This window comes from Draconibacterium sediminis (assembly GCF_000949475.1).
GTDB classification, from domain to species: domain Bacteria; phylum Bacteroidota; class Bacteroidia; order Bacteroidales; family Prolixibacteraceae; genus Draconibacterium; species Draconibacterium sediminis.
The window spans coordinates 933,187-954,625 of sequence record NZ_JRHC01000001.1; the positions used below are offsets into that span (position 1 = coordinate 933,187).

At 43.3% G+C, this 21,439-nt stretch carries 13 protein-coding genes and 3 tRNA genes; 11 read left to right on the top strand and 5 right to left on the bottom strand.

Annotated features, from left to right (window positions below):
* Positions 1–342 precede the first annotated feature (342 nt).
* On the bottom strand, positions 343–1,668 hold the full coding sequence (locus LH29_RS03885) for a PSP1 domain-containing protein (protein WP_052670589.1): 1,326 nt from the start codon (positions 1,666–1,668) through the stop codon (positions 343–345).
* Between the two features lie 147 nt (positions 1,669–1,815).
* On the opposite strand from LH29_RS03885, the gene LH29_RS03890 reads away from it, so the two are divergent.
* From LH29_RS03890 to LH29_RS03930, 8 genes are all read left to right on the top strand, one after another.
* Positions 1,816–3,000, top strand: a complete 1,185-nt coding sequence (locus LH29_RS03890; RefSeq protein WP_082063405.1) for an Lnb N-terminal periplasmic domain-containing protein — start codon at positions 1,816–1,818, stop codon at positions 2,998–3,000.
* Positions 3,001–3,186: 186 nt separating this feature from the next.
* Positions 3,187–5,808 (top strand): DNA mismatch repair protein MutS, encoded by a 2,622-nt coding sequence (gene mutS / locus LH29_RS03895; protein WP_045026183.1) that lies wholly within the window; start codon positions 3,187–3,189, stop codon positions 5,806–5,808.
* 236 nt (positions 5,809–6,044) lie between these two features.
* Positions 6,045–6,117, top strand: a tRNA-Gly gene (locus LH29_RS03900).
* Positions 6,118–6,139: 22 nt separating this feature from the next.
* A tRNA-Leu gene (locus LH29_RS03905) sits at positions 6,140–6,226 on the top strand.
* A 4-nt stretch (positions 6,227–6,230) separates the two neighbouring features.
* Positions 6,231–6,303, top strand: a tRNA-Gly gene (locus LH29_RS03910).
* Between the two features lie 64 nt (positions 6,304–6,367).
* The gene (locus LH29_RS03915) at positions 6,368–6,661 is read left to right on the top strand and encodes a GIY-YIG nuclease family protein (RefSeq protein ID WP_045026184.1); all 294 of its coding nucleotides are present in this window, start codon (positions 6,368–6,370) and stop codon (positions 6,659–6,661) included.
* A gap of 621 nt (positions 6,662–7,282) precedes the next feature.
* Positions 7,283–8,548: a glycoside hydrolase family 5 protein gene (locus tag LH29_RS03925; protein WP_045026186.1), complete on the top strand. Its 1,266-nt coding sequence runs from the start codon at positions 7,283–7,285 to the stop codon at positions 8,546–8,548.
* 150 nt (positions 8,549–8,698) lie between these two features.
* Positions 8,699–10,117 (top strand): sulfatase family protein, encoded by a 1,419-nt coding sequence (locus LH29_RS03930; protein ID WP_052670590.1) that lies wholly within the window; start codon positions 8,699–8,701, stop codon positions 10,115–10,117.
* Positions 10,118–10,196: 79 nt separating this feature from the next.
* Here the strand turns inward: LH29_RS03930 and LH29_RS03935 are convergent, their stop codons facing one another.
* Together LH29_RS03935 and LH29_RS03940 are read right to left on the bottom strand one after the other, a co-directional pair.
* Positions 10,197–10,682 carry a hypothetical protein gene (locus tag LH29_RS03935; RefSeq protein WP_045026187.1) on the bottom strand — a complete coding sequence of 162 codons (486 nt, stop codon included), beginning with the start codon at positions 10,680–10,682 and terminating at the stop codon, positions 10,197–10,199.
* A 30-nt stretch (positions 10,683–10,712) separates the two neighbouring features.
* On the bottom strand, positions 10,713–12,179 hold the full coding sequence (locus LH29_RS03940) for a M48 family metalloprotease (RefSeq protein ID WP_045026188.1): 1,467 nt from the start codon (positions 12,177–12,179) through the stop codon (positions 10,713–10,715).
* Between the two features lie 142 nt (positions 12,180–12,321).
* On the opposite strand from LH29_RS03940, the gene LH29_RS03945 reads away from it, so the two are divergent.
* The 3 genes from LH29_RS03945 to LH29_RS03955 all read left to right on the top strand — a co-directional run bounded on the left by LH29_RS03945 (position 12,322) and on the right by LH29_RS03955 (position 18,154).
* Positions 12,322–13,857: a M28 family metallopeptidase gene (locus LH29_RS03945; protein ID WP_045026189.1), complete on the top strand. Its 1,536-nt coding sequence runs from the start codon at positions 12,322–12,324 to the stop codon at positions 13,855–13,857.
* Between the two features lie 24 nt (positions 13,858–13,881).
* Positions 13,882–15,453, top strand: coding sequence for a M20/M25/M40 family metallo-hydrolase (locus tag LH29_RS03950; protein ID WP_045026190.1), 1,572 nt, complete (start codon positions 13,882–13,884; stop codon positions 15,451–15,453).
* 211 nt (positions 15,454–15,664) lie between these two features.
* Positions 15,665–18,154 carry an FAD-dependent oxidoreductase gene (locus tag LH29_RS03955; RefSeq protein WP_045026191.1) on the top strand — a complete coding sequence of 830 codons (2,490 nt, stop codon included), beginning with the start codon at positions 15,665–15,667 and terminating at the stop codon, positions 18,152–18,154.
* 201 nt (positions 18,155–18,355) lie between these two features.
* On the opposite strand, the gene LH29_RS03960 is transcribed toward LH29_RS03955, so the two are convergent.
* Both LH29_RS03960 and LH29_RS03965 read right to left on the bottom strand, forming a co-directional pair.
* Positions 18,356–19,765, bottom strand: coding sequence for a putative oxidoreductase C-terminal domain-containing protein (locus LH29_RS03960; protein WP_045026192.1), 1,410 nt, complete (start codon positions 19,763–19,765; stop codon positions 18,356–18,358).
* A gap of 251 nt (positions 19,766–20,016) precedes the next feature.
* Positions 20,017–21,357, bottom strand: coding sequence for a BNR-4 repeat-containing protein (locus tag LH29_RS03965; RefSeq protein WP_052670591.1), 1,341 nt, complete (start codon positions 21,355–21,357; stop codon positions 20,017–20,019).
* Positions 21,358–21,439 lie beyond the last annotated feature (82 nt).

Below are 21,439 nucleotides of genomic sequence, written 5' to 3' on the forward strand. Positions count from 1 at the left end.
TAGGAGGAGTCCGTATGGCGTAAAGGCCAAAAGAGGCCGTTCCACTGCTGTATTGTAAGCTGCAATGAAGCTGGGCCTCGTCCGCCAGCTGGCGGACGGAAAACAAGCGGTGACGGCGTTAAAAAATTACTGATGTTTGAGGAGCCCCGAAGTTTCGGGGGGAGTTTCAGGAATTTTAGACGGCATCGTGTAGCTTTTCCGAGAGAAGCGGGCGCAGCCTTGGGTTTTGTGTCTACTCTTTGGGCTAAGCCAAAGAGTAGAATCCGCCTGATAAGGCATAAAGATGATTTCTTATGCTTGGTTACTTATATTTAAATTTCGAAATTTGATCAACTCAATTCCTTAGTTGTCACTACTATTCCCCGTTGCCGGTTGTGCCTTTTTAGCCTGAAACCCCGGTTTCCGCTTTCTGTTCGGATTGTTATTCCTTCGTTTGTTTGGTCTTTTGTTTTTGTCGCCACCTTCCGAAGCGGTTTGTTTGTTTTGCGGAGTGTTGCTCTTATTTTCGAAATTCCGGCCTCCCTTTTTGTTGGTTCCCCGGTTGTTGCGTCGTTTTTTGTTGCGCGCAGGCTTTTTATCATCGAAACGATCCAGGCTTTCATCAAGGGTAACTTCCATACTATTTTGCTCTTTTGGCAGAGCACTGAAAGTCTGGACTTCGGGTTTTATACCCCTTTTGTTTTTCTGAATGATATCGCGCACCTGCTTTAACGACAGGTTAAAAGTAGTTCCCATACTTCCTTGTAACCCGTACCAGATCTCTTTCTTCAGGTAATCGGTTTTAAATGGTTTGGCAATTCCCGATGCCAGTTCAAGGTCGAGTAGTTCGCGCGGAAATTCATTTCCTGCCTCAATGTAAGCGTCAAGTTCGTATAGCAAACAGCATTTTAGTTTTCCGCAGGCACCGGCCATTTTTTGTGCCGATGGCGACAAACCTTGTTTCAATGCCGCTTCCGACGAGATACTTGAAAAATCGGTTCGCCAGCTCGAGCAGCACAATTCGCGTCCGCATGAGCCAATTCCTCCAATCAAACCGGCTTCCTGACGGGCACCAATTTGTTTCATTTCCACTTTAATGCGGAATTCGCGGGCATACACTTTTATCAGCTCCCTGAAATCAACACGGCCTTCGGCCAGGTAGTAGAAAATTGCTTTTTTGTTGTCGCCTCTGAACTCAACATCGCCAATTTTCATGTCGAGCCCAAGTTCCTGTGCTGCCTGACGTGCCCGTATCATGGTGGCTTTTTCGCGGCTGCGTGCCTCGTTTAGTTTCTGAATATCGGCATCCGAAGCTTTGCGGTAAACCACATTCAGGTTATAACGCGACGGGTTTTTTATTCGCAGCTTAAACTGTTTTTCGGCCAGGTAACCGGTTAGGGTTACTTCGCCAATGTCGTGCCCCGGCGAGGAGGCAACAACTATGCGGTCTCCACGTTTTAGCGGAAGATTTTCAACATTTTTATAGTATTCTTTGCGGGTTGACTTAAACTTAACTTCAACAATATCTGATTTATCGGTGGTGTCTGGCAAATCACTCAGCCAGTCGTATCCTTGTGTTATGCTACTTGTTGAATTATTGAACGAACATCCATTACAACTCATATAATCCTCTCTGCTTTCTGTCTGATGCGTGGCTTGCGCATTTATTGCACTGAGCTTCACGCCCATCCTGTAAATAATTCAATGCAAAGATTGGAAAAAAGAATTGATTTTTCTAATCTGGAACAAGTCTAAATTAAAATATTGTATTTTATTTATGCCGGAAATGAGCTTTTTTGTTCCTTTATTGGAAATTAAATAAGGCAGAAAATTCTCATGAATCTCTTAAAGCGGCTTTTAGTTGTAGTCTTTGTGGCCCTCGCATTCGATGGGCTGGCTTTTCAATTGTCTCCCAAGGCAACAGTTAGCATCATTACCTGCAACCCGGGAAACGAAATGTATTCGGTTTATGGTCATTCGGCCATTCGGGTAAAAGATCCGCATCTGAACTACGACGTGGCTTTTAATTACGGAATATTCGATTTTAGCAGCCCCAATTTTTTGTATCGTTTTTGTGCCGGGCAAACCGATTACCTGCTTGGCGCTTATCGTTTTGATGTTTTTTTGAACGAATACCGTCAAGATAAACGCAGCGTTTTTGAGCAGGAACTAAACCTCACAGCGCAGGAAAAGCAAGCGGTTGTTGATTTTTTGGTATGGAATGCCCAGCCCGAAAACCGGGTGTACCGCTATAATTTTTTCTTTGATAACTGTGCCACGCGGGTACGCGATGTAATTGCCGATAACGTAAATGGAGGCATAACTTACACCGACAGTGCCAGCCATAAAACCCTGCGAACGCTGATAAAAGATTATCACCTCAAAATACGGTGGCTGAATTTTGGTATCGATTTTTTGGTCGCTGCAGAATCCGACCGGGAGGCAACGCTCGAAGAAGAAATGTTTTTGCCCGATTATGTGATGCAGCATTTTGCATCGGCAAAAAGAAATGATAACGGGCAGTATATCGCACAACCGGGGCAAGTGCTTTACCAGGCACCTGAACAAAAACAAGGACTGACATGGCTTTGGGGGCCGCTTGCAGTTTTTTCGTTGTTGTTGCTGGTGGTAGCCTATTTCACCTGGAAACAGTTAAAGAACGAAAAAATGAAGCCCGCGCTTGATATTGTGCTTTACGTTATAAACGGATTGGGTGGTTTATTGCTTACCTGGTTTACCATTTATTCCGAACATCCGGCAATGAGCCCGAATTACAATCTCATGTGGCTGGTGCCGCTGAGTCTGCTGTTTGCAATTGTTTACATACGAAAAAAGTGGCGTCCGGCAGTGCGTTATTATCACCTTGTCTTTGCGGTGTGGATGATCGTGTTTTTTGTTTCATCGCCCTTTATTCCGCAAAAATTTCATCCGGTGTTTTTTATTATGGCAGCCACATTTTTTATCCGTGCACTGGCGCATTCTCTGCTAATTCTGAAGTCTTTAAAAGCCGCTCGCAAATAGGCTTCGCCAGGGGAAGTGTTGATGACGAATGATATCCTTTGCACCGGCTTTCAAGGAGGTGATATATTTTTGCCTTTTGCCTTTCAACTTTTTCCTTGATGCACCCCGTGAATTGTTGAAAAGTTTGGATGAACAAATTTGTCATGGATTTCTTCCATGCTTTGAAACAATTATCTTTGCTCAACGATGGCAAAAAATGATAAGAAATATGTAGAAACTCCGCTGATGAAGCAATATTATACCATCAAGGATAAACATCCTGATGCGGTGTTGCTTTTTCGGGTGGGCGATTTTTATGAAACATTTGGAGAGGATGCCATAAAGGCGGCGGAAATTCTGGGGATTACATTAACGCGCCGGGCAAATGGTTCCGCCAGTTATGTGGAGTTGGCAGGTTTCCCGCATCATGCGCTGGATACCTATTTACCCAAACTGGTACGGGCCGGGCAGCGGGTTGCGATTTGCGAACAGCTGGAAGATCCGAAAATGACGAAGAAGATCGTGAAACGCGGTATTACCGAACTGGTAACTCCCGGTGTTTCCATCAACGATAATATTCTTGAGAACCGCGAAAATAACTTCCTCGCATCGGTCCATTTCGACAAAAAGCGGGCTGGTATTGCCTTTCTTGATATCTCGACCGGTGAGTTTTTGGCGGCCGAAGGAAGTTTTGAATACATCGACAAATTATTGAATTCGTTTCAGCCCAAAGAAGTGTTGTTTCAACGCGGAAGAGGGAAGGAGTTCAACGATCTGTTCGGGACAAAATTTTACACCTTTAACCTGGAAGACTGGGTGTATACCGATGATGCGGCAAACGACCGACTGAAGCGGCATTTCGAAACCACTTCGTTAAAAGGATTTGGTGTGCACAGCATGCAGTTGGGCATTATTGCTGCCGGAGCGATTTTGCATTACCTCGATATTACACAACATCAGAAGCTAAGTCATATTTCGGGATTGAGCAGGATTGAGGAAGAACACTATGTTTGGCTCGACCGGTTTACCATTCGTAACCTCGAGTTGTTTGCGCCGCTTCACGAAAGTGGAAAAGCGCTCATTAACGTGATCGATAAAACCATTACGCCAATGGGATCGCGCCTGCTGAAACGCTGGATGGCGCTGCCTTTAAAAGATATCGATCCGATAAACGAGCGGCTGGAAGTGGTGGAGCTGTTCCTGAAAGATCCGGAGACCAAAGAAAACCTGGAAGAACATCTTCGCCAGATGGGCGATTTGGAACGACTCATCTCAAAAGTTGCGGTCGGCCGCATCAACCCGCGCGAAGTAGTGCAGGTGAAAAATGCCCTGGCGGCAATTGTGCCGATAAAAGCTGCGTGTGCCGGCGTTGACAATACGGCCTTAAATCGTTTTGCCGAGCAGCTAAATCCTTGCGATTTAATTAGAGCGCGAATTGAAAAGCAGATTGTTGCCGATCCGCCAACAGCCGTCAATAAAGGAAAAGTGATTGCCGAAGGTGTCTCGGAGGAGTTGGATGATCTGCGGAAAATCGCTTACTCAGGAAAAGATTACTTGGCGCAAATTCAAAAACGCGAAAGCGAAAAACATGGCATTCCATCGCTGAAGATCAGTTTCAACAATGTTTTTGGGTACTACATCGAGGTGCGAAATACGCATAAAGATAAAGTGCCCACCGATTGGATTCGTAAACAAACGCTGGTAAGTGCCGAGCGATACATTACAGAGGAGCTGAAAGAATACGAGCAAAAAATTCTTGGTGCTGAGGAGAAAATTCAGGCGCTGGAAGGTAAATTGTTTGGTGAGCTGATTTTTGAGCTGTCGGAATACATTTCGGCTATTCAGTTAAACTCGCACATTCTGGCGCAAATCGATTGTTTATTGTCGTATGCCACGTGTGCAACAGCTTATAAATATTTCCGCCCGGAGGTAAACGAGGCCACTTCAATTGAGATCAAAGAGGGGCGACATCCGGTTATCGAGCACCAGTTACCAATTGGTGAGTCGTACATTGCAAACGACGTAATACTCGATCAGGAAGATCAGCAGATCATCATCATCACCGGGCCAAACATGGCCGGTAAATCGGCACTGTTGCGTCAAACAGCATTAATTGTACTGATGGCGCAAATGGGATCGTTCGTCCCTGCTGAAGTAGCGAAAATCGGTTTTGTGGATAAAATTTTCACCCGTGTTGGAGCCTCTGATAATATTTCGCTGGGCGAATCAACTTTTATGGTGGAAATGAATGAAGCGGCCAGCATCCTGAATAATGTTTCCGATCGCAGCCTGATTCTTTTCGATGAGCTGGGGCGCGGTACATCAACTTACGATGGTATTTCCATTGCCTGGTCGATTGTGGAGCATCTGCACGAACATGCCTTTACCAAAGCAAAAACGCTTTTTGCCACCCACTACCATGAGCTTAATGAAATGGAGGGAGCTTTCCCAAGGGTGAAAAACTATAATGTTTCCATAAAAGAGGTGGGGAACAAAGTTATCTTCTTACGAAAACTGGTGCGTGGAGGCAGTAACCACAGTTTTGGTATCCATGTGGCGGGCATGGCCGGAATGCCAAAATCGGTAATTCAGCGTGCCGAGCAGATATTATTGAAACTGGAAGGCGGAAAAGAAAAGGAAAGTTTAAGTAAACCTTTAGTGGAGATTGGCGAAAAACGTGAGGGGATGCAACTGAGCTTTTTTCAGTTGGATGATCCTGTACTAAAGCAAATTAGAGATGAAATAGCCGGGCTTGATGTGAATAATCTTACGCCAATAGAAGCCCTAAACAAGCTAAATGAGATAAAGAAATTGACAGGAATTTCTTAATGCACTTCAATAATTTTTGCCAGATAAAAAAATAGCAATATATTTGCATCGCTTTTGAAAAAGCAAGTTCATTAAAATATGCGAGAATAGCTCAGTCCCGACAAACCAGAAATCTTTGATTTCATTGTTTGCCGAGGATGCTCGAAAATCAATCAAATTATAAATTTGAGTTTTTCGGCATTGGTAGAGCACAACTTTTTGGCAGAAGTTGAATATCGGTATTTGAAAAATATTTTGCGAGAATAGCTCAGTTGGTAGAGCACGACCTTGCCAAGGTCGGGGTCGCGGGTTCGAGTCCCGTTTCTCGCTCATTCACGATAATGCAAAGGATGCCCGGGTGGTGGAATGGTAGACACGTTGGACTTAAAATCCAATGATCATTATGATCGTGGGGGTTCAAGTCCCCCCCCGGGTACCAAATTGCGAGAATAGCTCAGTTGGTAGAGCACGACCTTGCCAAGGTCGGGGTCGCGGGTTCGAGTCCCGTTTCTCGCTCTTTAAAAGGCTTCACAATTTGTGAGGCCTTTTTTTATTGCCCTTAAACTGATAACTTGCTCTTATGAGCTATTTTGTTTACATCCTATATTCTCCTAGTGCTGATGTCTATTATAAAGGGCAAACTTCAGATATTTCGGAACGCCTCAAACGTCATAATTCAGGGAGAGAAAAAGCAACTAAACACGGAATTCCCTGGGAATTAGTTTGGGCGACCAATAAAGCAACAAGAGGGGAAGCTTTAAAATTAGAACGGAAGCTGAAAAATTTGTCAAGAGAAAGAACTACTCAGTTTATTCAAAAATATAAGGTCGGGGTCGCGGGCCCTGACGATTCCCGAGGAATGTCAGGATGCTGACCAAAAGCGTCAGCATTCGAGTCCCGCCTGTGCTGACAATATCGTCAGGATTTCTCGCTCTTTTAAAAGGCTTCACAATTTTGTGAGGCCTTTTTTTATGCCTTATATTTTGCATTTGGTTGGCTGCCGGGCTTTTCGCTTTACCGGTTTTGTCAAGCTTGGTTTTTGTAATTGGTACGTGGGCTCCCGTCGTCGCCTTCGTCCAATAACAAAAACTTGTCGCTTATCTGCAACAGGGTGTCGCTGCAATCCCTGCCAAAGGGGGCGGCGGTTCTTTAGTTTTTGCACCATGCTTTAGCTACGTGTCACTTTAATTAGGAAAAGGAATGGCTTTAGCCTTTAATCTAATACTTAAAGGCTAAAGCCCTAGTTTTACCATGTATTTAATCACCGGGCTAAAGCCACGGTGCAAAATACGGTATTTCGAATTTTAAGGACTAAAGTCCGAAGTCGGGAATTATGCTTAACCCCGGCATTAATGCCGGGGTTAGTGAACTAAAAAACAAGCTGGACTTTAGTCCTTAATGAATAACTTCCCTTTTTTCTCACCTCCCAATTTGTTAGGCCTTTCACTTTCCCAACATTATTACTATTTTCACCACAAACCAATTAAACTATACCATGCAAAAACAAATTCATCTATCAATTTGGGTACTGTTTTTAACTACCATTCTGTTTTCATGTCAACCAGTGCAGCAAAAAGCAGAACAAGAGGCTGACGCGACACAATTTATTACCATCGACGGGCCTGATTTGATCGCACCCAACGGAGAGAAATTCTTTATCCAGGGAATTAACCTTGGCAACTGGCTGAATCCGGAAGGTTACATGTTCAAGTTTCAAAAAACAAGTTCGGCACGGCTTATCGATGAGATGTTTCGTGAAGCAGTGGGACCCGATTTTACCAACCAATTCTGGAAACAATTCAAAGATAATTACATCACCCGCGAGGATATCCGCTACATAAAAAGCACGGGCGTGAATTCCATTCGTCTGCCTTTTCATTATAAACTGTTTACCGATGAAGATTACATGGGACTCTATTCCAATCAGGATGGTTTTGCACGTATCGACAGTTTGGTGGAGTGGTGCCGCGAATCGGAACTGTACATTATTCTGGATATGCACGATGCGCCCGGAGGGCAAACCGGTGCCAATATCGACGATAGTTATGGTTATCCGTGGTTAATGGTCAGTGAAGAAAGTCAGGAGTTGTTTGTGGATATCTGGCGAAAAATAGCCGATCGGTATAAAAACGAACCGATGATTTTAGGTTACGATCTGTTGAACGAACCCATAGCCACCTATTTCCCTGAAGATGAGGCGATGCTCAACAAACAACTGGAGCCTTTGTATATGAAAGCGGTTAAGGCCATTCGGGAGGTGGATATTAACCACATTGTTTTGCTGGGTGGTGCCCAGTGGAACGGTAACTTTACAGTGTTTACCGACTCGAAATTCGACGATAAGATAATGTACACTTGTCACCGTTACTGGTGTGATACCTTGCAGGCAAATATTCAGGATTTTGTTGATTTCCGCAACTCAGTGAATCTACCCATTTATATGGGCGAAACCGGAGAGAATACCGATGAGTGGATTGCTGCCTGGACACGCCTGATGATCAGAAACAACATCGGTTATCATTACTGGCCTTACAAGAAAATGGGGAGCCCACGTTGTATGGTAACTATCCCAACACCCGAAAACTGGGATGTGATTGTAGATTTTGCCGAAGGACCACGCGATACCTACGAAGCAGTGCGGGCAAATCGCCCTGATCAGGAGCTGGTTAAAAAAGTAATGATAAATTATATTTCGAATCTTAAATTGTCGAAATGTGAAGTAAACGGGGGCTACATTCGGGCGATGGCTATGGAGCCGTAATGATCTTGATTTTCTTTTTGAAAAATACTTTATAAAAAAATCAAAAAGTCTGGCATTTGTTTGAACTTCCCAAATTGAATGACGATATTGGTCGCCCTATCCTGCAGTGCGCAGAAGGAATACTGATACAAAAATTCAAATCCATTAATCATGAATTTCAAAATCAAACTGTTGTTATTGTTTTGTGGGATTTTCTCACTTGCAAAAGTTCAGGCTCAAGATGCGAAGAAGCCCAATATTATACATATTCTTGCCGATGACGTGGGTTTTGACGACCTGAGTTGTTTTGGCTCGAAAGACATTAATACGCCCAACCTGGATAAGCTGGCGGCAGAAGGAATGAAATTTACGAGTTTTTACGCGCCACACGGCACATGTACCCCATCGCGGGCAGCCACTTTAACCGGAAGGTATGCGCCAAGGGTAAATAACGGCACTGGTTTGTACGTATTGTTTCCACATTCGAAACACGGCCTGGAAGACGAGCTGGAGGTTTCAATCACCGAATTGCTGAAAGAACAGGGCTACACGACCGGATTATATGGGAAATGGCATTTAGGGCACTTGCCGCAATATTTGCCTTGTGTTCATGGTTTCGACGAGTTTCTGGGGATTCCATATCCCAACGATCATGGCCCGGAGCGTATCGGAAATTCAGGATGGCGGCCAAATGGCATCAGCGATCCGGAAATTCCGTTGATCGAGCAGGCACAGATTATAAAGCGATGTGATAATAATGATCTGGCCGAGTTGCCAGCATTATTTACACGCGAAGCCTGCAAGTTTATTTACAGAGCAACACAGGAGGAAAAACCGTTCTACCTGCAATATGCGAATATTGAGACGCACACGCCCTGGTTTGTGCCAAAAGGTTTCGAAGGGCAAAGCAAAGCGGCTGCCTATGGCGACGCTGTTGAATACCTCGACCGTTCGGTTGGCATCATTCTAAATACTTTAAAACGACTGAAAATTGAAGACAATACCATTATTGTATTTACATCGGATAATGGCCCTTTGGTGCACCGCGACGAAGAATTGGAAAATTGCTACGGGAAATTTGGTTTTACCGACCCTGACCGCGAGCATATTTTGCGCGAAGGCAAATACCAGGAGCGTTACGAAGGTGGAATCCGCGTATCGTGTATTATGAAATGGCCGGATGTAATTCCTGCTGAGACGGAATGCGATGTGCCGGTGACGGGAATGGATTTGTTTACCACATTTGCCAATATTGCCGGTGCGGAAATTCCTGCCGACAGGGTAATCGATGGTAAAAATATTTTGCCTCTCATGAAAAATGAAGCAGGAGTTGCTGCACCTCATAAGGCTGTGTATGGTTTTACAGCAACAGGAAGGCTAATGAGCGTGAGATACAAAAACTGGAAATTGATTTTGCCCGGAAAACACTGGACCGGCAATTTGGATAAAGCACATTTATACGATGTAGAAAACGACCCGGGTGAGAAAGAAAATGTTGCAGATAAGAATCCCAAAGTGGTGGAAACGATTTTAGCAATGGCTGGTGAGGCAACGGACGCTATTAAAAACAATAAACCAATATCGGAATAGGGTTCAATCCTAACGAAAAATTACAGCATAAAAAAAGCGTGGCAGTGGCACGCTTTTCTTTTTATTTTACTTTAATGGTTTATTCAAACACATAGCGGATATTCAAACCAAAACCTCCCCAGTGGAGGCTGGTTTCGTCGATCACCTCCAGCGATGGGCGGTAATCAAGCCCTAAGGCGATCGGGATATTTACAAAGCGGTATTCGAGCCCGATTTCAAAGGCAGCACCCAGGTTAAAATTGGTTTCGCTGTCTTTTGCTCCCTCCTTATACACCGTTTCATCTAAAATTGCCAGGTACGGTCCAACGCCCATATACCAGTTAAATGCTTCGTCGGTTATCGGGCGGTACAGGAAATCCCAAAGCAGGTCGGCTGCAACGCCATCGCCAAACGAAAGGTCGGCATGCAGGCGGTTAAATTCACCTGTAGAGAAAATTCCATCGATGGCAACGCTTCCGGCCGAAACATCGCCAAAACGCACCCCCAGTTCCTGGGCGTTTCCAATAAAAATACCTGTAACAGCTAAGATGGCTGTTAATACAATTGTTTGTAATGTCTTTTTCATTTTAATAAAAGTTGTTTTCTGAATTTTAATTTATTTTCCTAGAATTTTAATCATATCTCCACGTTTCAACACATCGCTCAATTCGCGGTTGTTTAGTAAGGCCATTTCTTCGAATTTATCTTGCGGAACTTTGTAATAAGCGAAAGCATCTTTTAACGAAACCGTTGCACTATTGATAGAAATTACCTTTATCCGGTCGGGTTTAATATTCAGTTTCGAAGCATCGGTAAGTCGCGCAAAGTTTTTCATTGTCGACTCAAACGCGGGCTTGTGTTGGCTAAAATTCGCATCCAAACAAAGGCCATGGAAGGTATAAACCATTGCATCTTTTTCGATAAAATACGACAGGATTTTTACCACCTGCTCTTGACCTGCATCGTTTTGAGATACCTGGTCCGAAATTGTTGCAACAGCATTCAGGCCGTTCAGTGTCAGGTTGCTTTTGTCTACCAGCGTAAGTTTTAAGTCGGATATCGTTTTTTGCGCAACCGCGTCGGCACCTTTTTCCTGCGACAGCTCAAAAATCATAGCTGCATTTTTGTCTTCAGGAACAATCTGCACCTGAAGTGGTGAATTGATCAGTGTCCAGTTTTTGGGTATCGGGAATTGAAAGGCCAGGTCGGGATGATAAAACATATTGTTCTCCACAAAACCGTGGCGTGGATTTTCCCCATACACAATTCCATCAATCATTTTAAGATATTCGTCGGTGTTTACCGCGTAATTCTGTTGGGGTAATTGAGCTTGCCATTCAGCAGTAGTTTGTTTTACCGCAATATTTCGCTGCCCCGGATCGGGGTGTGTCGACATCCAGGTGGGAACACCTTCGTGGCTGCTTGCCATTTGCATTTTGTTCAACACTTCAAAAAAGTCGGCCATTTTATTGGCATCGTAGCCAATCTTTGATGAGTATTCAACTCCCAGGCGGTCGGCTTCGCGTTCGTTGGCACGGCTAAAACTTAAAAATAGAAGTTGCATTGCGGCCATAGCTTCATTGGCAAACTGTGCCACTTCAGGTACGGCTACCATTCCGGCGGCAAGGGCAACCTGGCTAATTTGTTGCCGCGTTTGTTGTTGCGCCGTGTGGCGAGCGGTAACGTGTCCCATTTCGTGTCCCAATACGCCCATCAGTTCTGCTTCGTTGTTAAACTGGGCTAAAATTCCGCGGGTTAAATAAATGTATCCGCCCGGCACGGCAAAAGCATTTACCACCGGCGAATCCAAGAGCCTGAAGTGGTATTGCAGGTTAGGGCGATGCGAAATCTTACCCATTTCTGTTCCCTTTTCGGTAATAAAATTCAGCAATGCCTCATCTTCATATAATCCAAATGTTGAAATTACCGTCGGGTCGTATTGCGTTCCCAGTGCAACTTCCTGCTCTTCCGACATCAACATGAGCTGTCGCTGTCCTGTAACCGGATTAACGGCGCACGATGGGATCAGCAGTAATAACGAAACGGTTAAAAGAATTACCGAAAGTGTTTTGATTGTTTTCATTTTTCCTGAAATTTTGAAGTATGGTTAAGAATTCACATTTAAACGTGTCAAATTGTTATTTATAGCTTGCCTGTATTAGCTTAATTGTTAAATTCGCTTCTATACAAAGATAATATTTACTTCATTTTTTAAAATCACCCGTATGTTAATACGTAAAACTGTACTTGTTTATTTTAGCCTCCTGGCGTTTCTTTTTTCGGCCAGTGCGCAGAACGAAGCATTGTCGAAAATTGATATTCCTGAATTAAAAGAATACCTCACATTTATTACGTCTGATGAATTACAGGGACGCGCATTGGGTACCGAAGTTGATGGCCTTGAAATAACGGCGAACTACCTGGCCGCTTATGCAAAAGAAATTGGGCTGAAACCTGCTGCAGATAACTATTTTCAGACAGTTCCGATTTTGCACACCGTACCGAGCACAGATGATTTTATTGAAGTAAAAAATAAAAAGGGGAAGTCGGTTTACCGGTCGGAAGAGCTGGTGAAATTAACCCAGACTTCCGGCATTTTTAGTCTTGATGAGGAACCCGTTACATTTATTGGTTTTGGCGAAAATATTGAGTCGCTGGATATAAATGATAAGCTTGTAATTGTAGCTCAGGGAAGTGCTGAATCGTTTTCAGGCGAAGAAAAATTTGAATGGCAAAACCGTGTAGAGAGCACAAAAATAAGTGCCATAATGGAAAAGCAACCGAAAGCTTTGCTGGTGATTACCAATCCGAAAGACACGGAAAATAAAACCTTTAAACAATTGCAAGGCTGGATGAGTAGGTCGGGCTACAGCGTAAAAACCAACGACGATATTACCGCACAGCCTGCGGTTTTACTGGCCACGTCAAAAGTTGCCGATGCCTTGCTGGGTAAAAAAGGACAATACCTTAAGTACCTTGAAAAGGTGGCTGCCGGATCGGAGGCAGTTATTGAAGTTGCGGAAACACTAAGCCTTAAAGCAGGAACAAAACCTGAATTGCTGGAAGCAAAAAATGTTGTAGCATATATTGAAGGATCAGATCCGGTTTTAAAAAACGAATACGTTGTATTTATGGCGCACTACGATCATTTGGGAGTTGGAAAAGATGGTGATGTATACAACGGCGCCGACGACAACGGATCGGGAACAGTGGCCATTATGGAAGTGGCCGAAGCTTTTGCATCGTTAAAAGTAAAACCGAAACGAAGTATTGTTTTTCTGTGGGTAACCTGCGAAGAGAAAGGGCATTTCGGATCAAGTTATTATTGCGATCACCCGGTGTTTCCGTTGGATAAAACCGTGGCTTCCATTAACCTTGATATGGTAGGCCGCGTTTACGATGGCCCACGCGACGATGTTTGGAAAGATTCGCCCAAAAAAGTGAAAGATTTTGATGGATTGTACACCCTTTCGAACGATGTGTGGCCCGAATTGGCTGAAATAAATGCAACACACTGTGCCGAGCTGGGATTGGTTCCCGACACGAGTTTGCCAAAAGAGCGTTTTTTACGTGCCAGCGATCATTACCATTTCCACAAATATGGTGTACCTATCTTAAATTATGCCACCGGTTATCATGCCGATTACCACAAAGTTGGCGATGAGATTGAAAGAATAAATTTTGAAAAAATAAAACGTGTTGCCGATCTTTGCTTTTTGGTAGGTTTTGATTTGGCCAACAAAAAAGATATAGAGTTTTAATCATAATATTTCAAACCGAAGAACATGAACACCAAACTTCTTTTCACACTGCTTTGTGTAGCAGTTTCGATAGTGGCTGTTGCTCAAAAAAACGAATTACAAACCATTACCGAGAATGACCTGAGAGCACACCTTGAAATTATTGCCGGCGATAATATGCGTGGTCGCGATTTTTTTACCGAAACGCCGGGCCTTGATCTCGCTGCGGATTACCTGAAAGCTCAATGTGCAAAAATGGGACTGACTCCCGGAGTTGAAGGCTATTTCCAAAATGTTGAATTGCAGGCTGTAACACCTGATCCTGACCAGACGGTATTAAGTTTAAAAGACGCCAACGGAAATAAAAGTTACCAAACAAAAGATATTTTTTCGCTGGGAGGGCCTCCAAAAAACGACACCATTTCAGGCGAAGTGGTGTTTGCCGGTTATGGTTGGTACAACGAGGATACAAAATACAACGATACAAAAGACCTGGATTTAAAGGGCAAAATTGTGCTGGTGATGACCCGCACCCTCGAACAGGTCAAAGAAGGATCCGGGCCTGACATGGATACCGAAATGAAAAAAATGTCGAGAGCCATGATGGGAGGCGCAAAAGCGGTGATTTTGGTGAATGATCCGATGAATCCAAATCCCGAATACATTGAAAGTATACGAAAATATGCAACCGGTGGTAGTCTGACCCTAAAAGGAGCAAAAAGCTCGCTTATTCTTCCTATAAGATTGATCTTTGGGTCGGAAGAACTGGGTAATAAAATGTTGGAAGGATCAGGGAAAACTTTGGATGGCTTACAACAGGAGATACTCGAAAGTAATAGCCCAAAATCATTTGCCATAAACAATTTAACAACTGAAATTAATCTGGTTAAATCAAATGAATCAATTGTCGGAAAGAATGTCATCGCAGTGGTTGAAGGCAGCGATCCGGAATTAAAGAAAGAGTGCATTGTTTTTACCGCGCATTACGATCATTTGGGAACCGACGGCGAAGGCGGTATTTATAATGGTGCCGACGATAACGGATCAGGTACTGTTGCCCTGTTGGAAATTGCCGAGGCATTTCAAAGCATGAAAAAGAAACCCAAACGCAGTATCGTTTTTGCCTGGGTAACCGGCGAAGAAAAGGGGCTGCTGGGTTCTGATTATTACTCACAGCATCCGGTTATACCGATGGAAAATACACTGGTGGATATTAACCTTGATATGATCGGTCGCTCGGCAGAAACGGAACTGGATTCAGTGGATGTGAACTCAAAAAGTCTGGCAGGTCCTAACGGAATGTACATTATTTCCGGAAGGCAAAGTTCAGAGCTGCTGGATATCAGCGATGAGGTTTGTGAAGACCTGGGACTTGTACCGAGCGATGAATTAACAAAAGCCTTTTTAACGCGCAGCGATTACTACCACTTTTATAAAAACGGTGTACCGATTCTTGGTTTGTCAACCGGTCTGCACGACGATTATCATGAAATTACCGATGAGCTCGATAAAATCGATTACCATAAGATGAAAAGGGTTACGCAGTATGCGTTTTCGGTAGCTTACAAGCTGGCCAATCAAACGAAACGATTGGTTGTTGATAAGCCGGTTAAATAGTTTCGAAAATTACTTCGCAGGGAAACAGCTCTTTTAATTCATTTTGAAAGAGCTGTTTTTTTTGCTCCAATCCGTGCCTTCAAAGTCATGACTTTTGACTGATAAATTTGTGTTAATTTTTACCACCCGCCATTTGTGTTTAAAATGAGCAAAAGTTAATTATATATTTTTGTGCTCTAAAAATATAGATATATACATATAACAATACGAAATGTCTAAATATTTAATCATTGGAGGAGTTGCCGGCGGTGCAACAGTGGCGGCCAGGCTACGTCGTTTAGACGAGCAGGCGGAGATAATAATGTTTGAACGTGGAGCACATATTTCATATGCAAACTGCGGATTGCCCTATTATATCGGAGATGTTATTAAAGATCGGGAAAAATTGCTTTTGCAAACACCCGAGAGTTTTAAAGCCCGCCTAAACGTTGAGGTTCGGGTTTTTAATGAAGTGGTAAAAATTGATCGCGAAAATAAGGCGGTTGTTGTTCGCAATGTGGAAACCGGCGAAGAGTACACCGAATCGTACGATAAGCTGGTATTGTCGCCGGGCGCAGAACCGATCAAACCTCCTATTTCCGGAATTAAGGATCCATCCATTTTTACCTTACGCAATGTTGTCGATACCGATAAGGTTAAGGCCTACTGCAACGACCATCAACCAAAAAGAGCAGTGGTGGTTGGCGCCGGTTTTATTGGGCTTGAAATGGCCGAAAACCTACACCATTTAGGGATGAAAGTTTCTATCGTAGAAATGGCGAAACAAGTGATGGCGCCGCTCGATTACGAAATGGCGGCAGTAGTTCACCAGCACCTGAAAACAAAACAGGTGGAGTTCTTTTTGAAAGACGGTGTTACTTCGTTTAAACGTGAAGGTGGCGTATTGAATGTTACTTTACAATCGGGACGACAGATTGAAACGGATCTGGTAATTCTGTCGATTGGAGTAAAACCTGAGAATAAACTGGCGCGCGAAGCCGGGTTGGAGCTCGCTCCAAATGGCGGAATCATTGCCAACGAATATTTGTTGAGTAACGATGAAAACATTTATGTACTGGGTGATGCGATGGCTTTCCCGCATCCGATAACAGGAAAACTGAGCAATATTTATCTGGCTGGTCCGGCCAACAAACAAGGCCGTATTGTTGCTGACAATATTGTTAGCGGAAACACGCGGAAGTACAAAGGTGCCATCGCAACGGCAATTGCCAAAGTGTTCGATATTACTGTGGCATCAACCGGTATTCCTGAAAAAACGCTGAAGAATGAAATGATGCCTTACACAGCAAATATCATTCACGGTGCCTCGCATGCCGGTTATTATCCCGATGCTTTGCCATATACGCTGAAAATCCTTTTCCACCCTGAAAACGGAAAATTGTATGGCGCGCAAATGATCGGTTACGAAGGAGTTGACAAACGAATCGACCTGATTGCAACCGTACTGAAACAAGGTGGAAGCATTTATGATTTGCAGGATATTGAACACGCTTATGCACCTCCATTCTCATCGGCAAAAGATCCGGTGAACCAGGCAGGTTTTGCGGCTGAAAATATCGTGAGCGGCAAACTTAAAATCGTAAGCTGGGATGAGATTCATAACTTTCATTCGGAAAACATTGTGTTGCTTGATGTTCGTACCGCAGCAGAAAATGAACTGGGACATATTGAAGGTTCGGTGAATATTCCTGTTGACGATTTGCGTGGCCGATTGGATGAATTGCCAAAAGACAAAAAGATAATTGTTTATTGCGGCGTTGGTTTGCGCGGTTACATTGCCTGCCGGATTCTTACACAATCGGGTTTTAGCGAAGTGTACAATCTTAGCGGTGGATACAAAACTTACGAGCACTCGATTTGCAAACAGAGTAACGAAGATATTTTCGAGGCCAACTACATTACCAAAAACGACCATATTTATCGCGGGAAAGCAGATAACGGGCAGGAGGTAATTGAAGGCGCTGCCGTAAAAACCATTCAGGTTGATGCTTGCGGTTTGCAGTGTCCTGGCCCGATATTGAAGCTGAAACAGGAAATTGAAAATATTAAACCCGGGGAGCGTCTGGAGCAAATTGCCACCGACATGGGGTTTATGAAAGATGTGAAGTCGTGGTGTAACATGACCGGTAATAAGCTGGTTTCGGTTTCTGCTGAAAAGGGAAAAGTAAAAGCCCTGATTGAAAAAGGTAAAAAACAAGAGGAAAGCAGTAAGAAGACAAGTGCGGCACCGGCAAAAAATAAAACCATGGTGGTTTTTAGCGACGACATGGATCGTGCGCTCGCATCGCTGGTAATTGCCAACGGAGCGGCAGCCATGGGAAGCAAGGTAACTTTGTTCTTCACTTTCTGGGGATTGAACGTGATCAAAAAATCAGACAAGCCACATGTTGAAAAGGACATAATGAGCAAAATGTTTGGTTCGATGATGGCCAAAGATGCCGGCGATTTGAAACTCTCGAAAATGAACATGATGGGAGTGGGTGCCAAAATGATGAAAAAGCGCATGCTGGCTAAAAAAGTGGACTCGCTGGAAGATATGCTTCAAACAGCCATGGAGAATGGTGTACAAATGATTGCCTGCCAAATGTCGATGGATGTAATGGGCGTTGACAAAGAAGAATTAATGGAAGGCGTTGAAATTGGCGGTGTGGCTACTTATTTGGAAGAAGCTGACCAGTCGAATTTGAATTTGTTTATTTAAGAGATTGGAACGCTGAGAACGCAGATTTAAAAGATTTGTGCGGCTAATATTATTGAGGGTCTCACGAACAGTGAAACCCTCATTTTTTTTCGAAATTATTGAAATCAATGGTACCCGGTTTGAGTATATCGACCAATGATTTTTGATGACAGATTATTAAGGAAGATACTTCTTAAATCTGCAATCGACATTCGTTGATCATCATTCGTTATTTAAAGCAGCCTTCAAACCTTCGGTAGTGGTGTAGTATTTTACAATCATATTTGGTACTTCCCATTCCGGAAGTTTACCATCAACCAGATATTTCAGATATTTTTCGGTTACCTGTCCGAAATGGGCTTCGTGACCCACACTGTACTCTTCCGGGATATTCATTACCCACCTGTTATCACCAATTTTTTCTACAGCGATCCCCGGGTATGTTTCCGCCAGGCCGGTAACAGCATTATTCAGACTTCCGGCAAATTCTTTCACATCAGCGTTGGTCGATTCAATGTACAGTTTTGGCTTATAACCTTCTTTCTCTCCCTGAACAATTTCCAGGTTACATTTGGTTCCACGCATAATCGAATAGTGGGTATCTGCCGCACCTTCCGGAGCCTGGAAATTCCAGATTACCGATGCTTTGGCATGAATTCCTTTAAGCTTGTAATTGATCTCTCCGTTAGAGTAGACTTTTAAAATATCCCCATCAACATCTTTTTTCAAATATTCCGGATATTCATCAAGATAGGTGACCTTTTTAAACATCTCGGGAGTAAGATCAGTGGTCCAGCGACGGGCTGAAACAATTTCCACATCATCCTTCGATAAAATAACTTCAGGAAAAGCTTCCCACTGGATCAAGTCAACCAGGTGGGTATTCACGTCAACTATACCTTCGCCTTGTTGATTTGTGTCGAAAAACCATGCCGGACGTTTTAGCGGATTTCCCGAAACATATTTAAAGAAGTGGTGCACACTTTCTTTTGTTATTGCAGGTTCTTCTTCAGTTCCTTTCACAAGCGTACCAAAAACCTCAGGAAGTTGCGATAATTCGCGCTGCAACATGGTGGTAATTTCATGGCGCTCGGTCATAATATCGTACAACAAAACCCCGTTTTCTTCGGCCACCTGAAATGCTTTTTCAAGTTTCGAAAATTCCTCCGGCGTAATTACCATTGGTTTATCGGCCAGCACATTAATTCCGGCTTCAACAGTTTTTAAAATATAATCGGTTTTTTTTCCGTTATTTCCTGCCGTTACCATAACGTTGCCGGGTTTTTCTGCCAGCATTTTTTCAAGGTAATCTTCACCTTTATAAACCTTTTCTACCCACGAAGTAGGATTTTCTGCGCGTGTGTTGTAGCCTTCAATTCGTTTCAGGTGATCCTCTACATCTGCACCATCAGGTGCATATACGTTTACAAGCGGATCAACCTGTTCGTACATCGATTTTTGCACCAAAGCTGCATGAAAATGTCCCGGGTCGAGGGTCATAATTTTCACTTCTCCTTTTGCTCCCGTAAACATATTCTTTTCTTTTTCAGAATCAGTTGATTTTTGGTTGCTGCCCGTGCATGCTGAGAACAGAATTGCCAGTGCGGCGGCTGCAGTTGATAGATGTTTCATGAAATAATTTTATTAGTTAATAGATTTCCGTTAGCGTACACGCAAAATTATACTTTTAATTCTGTTTAGAAAGCGAATGGGCAAAAAGATGCTATTTTAGAAAAAATGGTTCAAGATTGTACAACTAATAAATTGCCAAATTAAAGAAGTTCAATGACTCATAACCTTTCAATCTGCCATTCCTTTAGCAATCAAAAATCGTTAATCAAGATTAGAAATCTATGAACCCAATGCCCAATGATTTAATCTTTCTAAGGTTCAATGTAGTATTTTATGCTGCAATCGTAATCGGTGTAATGAATGTACGTGTTGTTTTCCATCCATAAAACCACTGTTTTTGCATCTTTTGGCTGATAGCGGGGGATGTATGGCCGTACATTATCCAATGTTGAATTTTGCGTAATTGGCTCAATGTCCCACGAATTTCCACCATCGCCCGTAGTACGTTTTTCAATTTCAAAAACGCCGTTTATCTCTCGCGACAGGTAAATTTCGTTGGGTTTATTCGGGTTGAAAGTCATGTTGCCCATGTAATGCGGTTCGCGCTCCGTTTGGCCTTCAGGTGTTTGCGGAAACCATTTCCCGGCTTTGCAAATTTCATGGTCTTCCCAGGTTTTTGTGTCGGCATTGTACCAGGCGTAATAGTAACGATGATCGGTTTCCTGCGGGTGACGAGAGTACAAAATGTACGGTGTACCTTCTTTTTCAACGATATCGCAAATCCAGCCACGGCCGGTTTCTTCATTGGCTTTGTACACCACAGTAGCATCAGTAACCTGAAACGGCAGACCGCCGAGATCACAAATTTTTGTACCGTCAGCTTCCCAGAATGCACCTTTTTCGTAATAGCAATAATAAACCGAGTTGGTTGGTTCATTCCGTGGATGCCCGTCGGTAAATATCATGTGGATTTTTGATTTACCATCGGAATGATATTTTACGTAAGGCCGGTTGTTGTGTGTAAACGGAACATCGCTCATTACCACATATTGTTTGTTCCAGCTTTTGCCGTTGTCTTCCGAAATAATCAGGTTGGGTTTATAGCCAATCCAACGGCCAAACACAAACAGTTTATTATCTTCTTCGCTTAACACAAAAGGATTGGCATAGGTGTAAGTTTCTCTTGGAAAATTCGTCAGCAATTCTTCGGTTTTTGGTTTGAAAACCACGTTCTCGCCAAAACTTTCAATATCAGTACCCTTTGTTGTAGTATTGCTCAAAACCCCTTTACCTGTTGAATGCCAGGCGTACATGGTAAATAGGTTTCCATTTGGAAGCATCGTAAAAGCCGGATTATCATGATCGTCAACTTCAAGCTGCGAATAAATGGTATTGAATTTTGCGTCACCGGTTTCCGGATTTAAGGAAGCCACCTCAATCGATCCGTCTTTTTTTACCCAACCGGTAACAATATTATCGGCATCGGTGTATATCGCACGCGGATCGGAAAACCAACACCACGCACCATCATCACTAAGTGTATGAATAGCTGGGCTTTGTTGTTGTGTTGTTTCGGTGCCCTTTTTTGTTGAGTAATTGCATGCCACGAGAAATACAAGCGAAAGAACAGGTAATAGCAGAATAGGTTTCATGATAAATATTTTGGGAGTCAAAGTTATTAAATCATACTTCTCTACTTTGATTCAGTATTATCAAATTTTCCATTTTTTCTGT

Excerpts from the sequence above, each read along its gene's own strand:
- LH29_RS03945 (WP_045026189.1), top strand. The coding sequence starts at position 12,322 with ATGTTAATACGTAAAACTGTACTTGTTTATTTTAGCCTCCTGGCGTTT.
- LH29_RS03915 (WP_045026184.1), top strand. The coding sequence starts at position 6,368 with ATGAGCTATTTTGTTTACATCCTATATTCTCCTAGTGCTGATGTCTAT.
- LH29_RS03955 (WP_045026191.1), top strand. The coding sequence starts at position 15,665 with ATGTCTAAATATTTAATCATTGGAGGAGTTGCCGGCGGTGCAACAGTG.
- LH29_RS03885 (WP_052670589.1), bottom strand. The coding sequence starts at position 1,668 with ATGGGCGTGAAGCTCAGTGCAATAAATGCGCAAGCCACGCATCAGACA.
- LH29_RS03950 (WP_045026190.1), top strand. The coding sequence starts at position 13,882 with ATGAACACCAAACTTCTTTTCACACTGCTTTGTGTAGCAGTTTCGATA.
- LH29_RS03930 (WP_052670590.1), top strand. The coding sequence starts at position 8,699 with ATGAATTTCAAAATCAAACTGTTGTTATTGTTTTGTGGGATTTTCTCA.
- LH29_RS03965 (WP_052670591.1), bottom strand. The coding sequence starts at position 21,357 with ATGAAACCTATTCTGCTATTACCTGTTCTTTCGCTTGTATTTCTCGTG.
- LH29_RS03890 (WP_082063405.1), top strand. The coding sequence starts at position 1,816 with ATGAATCTCTTAAAGCGGCTTTTAGTTGTAGTCTTTGTGGCCCTCGCA.
- mutS (WP_045026183.1), top strand. The coding sequence starts at position 3,187 with ATGGCAAAAAATGATAAGAAATATGTAGAAACTCCGCTGATGAAGCAA.
- LH29_RS03935 (WP_045026187.1), bottom strand. The coding sequence starts at position 10,682 with ATGAAAAAGACATTACAAACAATTGTATTAACAGCCATCTTAGCTGTT.
- LH29_RS03925 (WP_045026186.1), top strand. The coding sequence starts at position 7,283 with ATGCAAAAACAAATTCATCTATCAATTTGGGTACTGTTTTTAACTACC.
- LH29_RS03960 (WP_045026192.1), bottom strand. The coding sequence starts at position 19,765 with ATGAAACATCTATCAACTGCAGCCGCCGCACTGGCAATTCTGTTCTCA.
- LH29_RS03940 (WP_045026188.1), bottom strand. The coding sequence starts at position 12,179 with ATGAAAACAATCAAAACACTTTCGGTAATTCTTTTAACCGTTTCGTTA.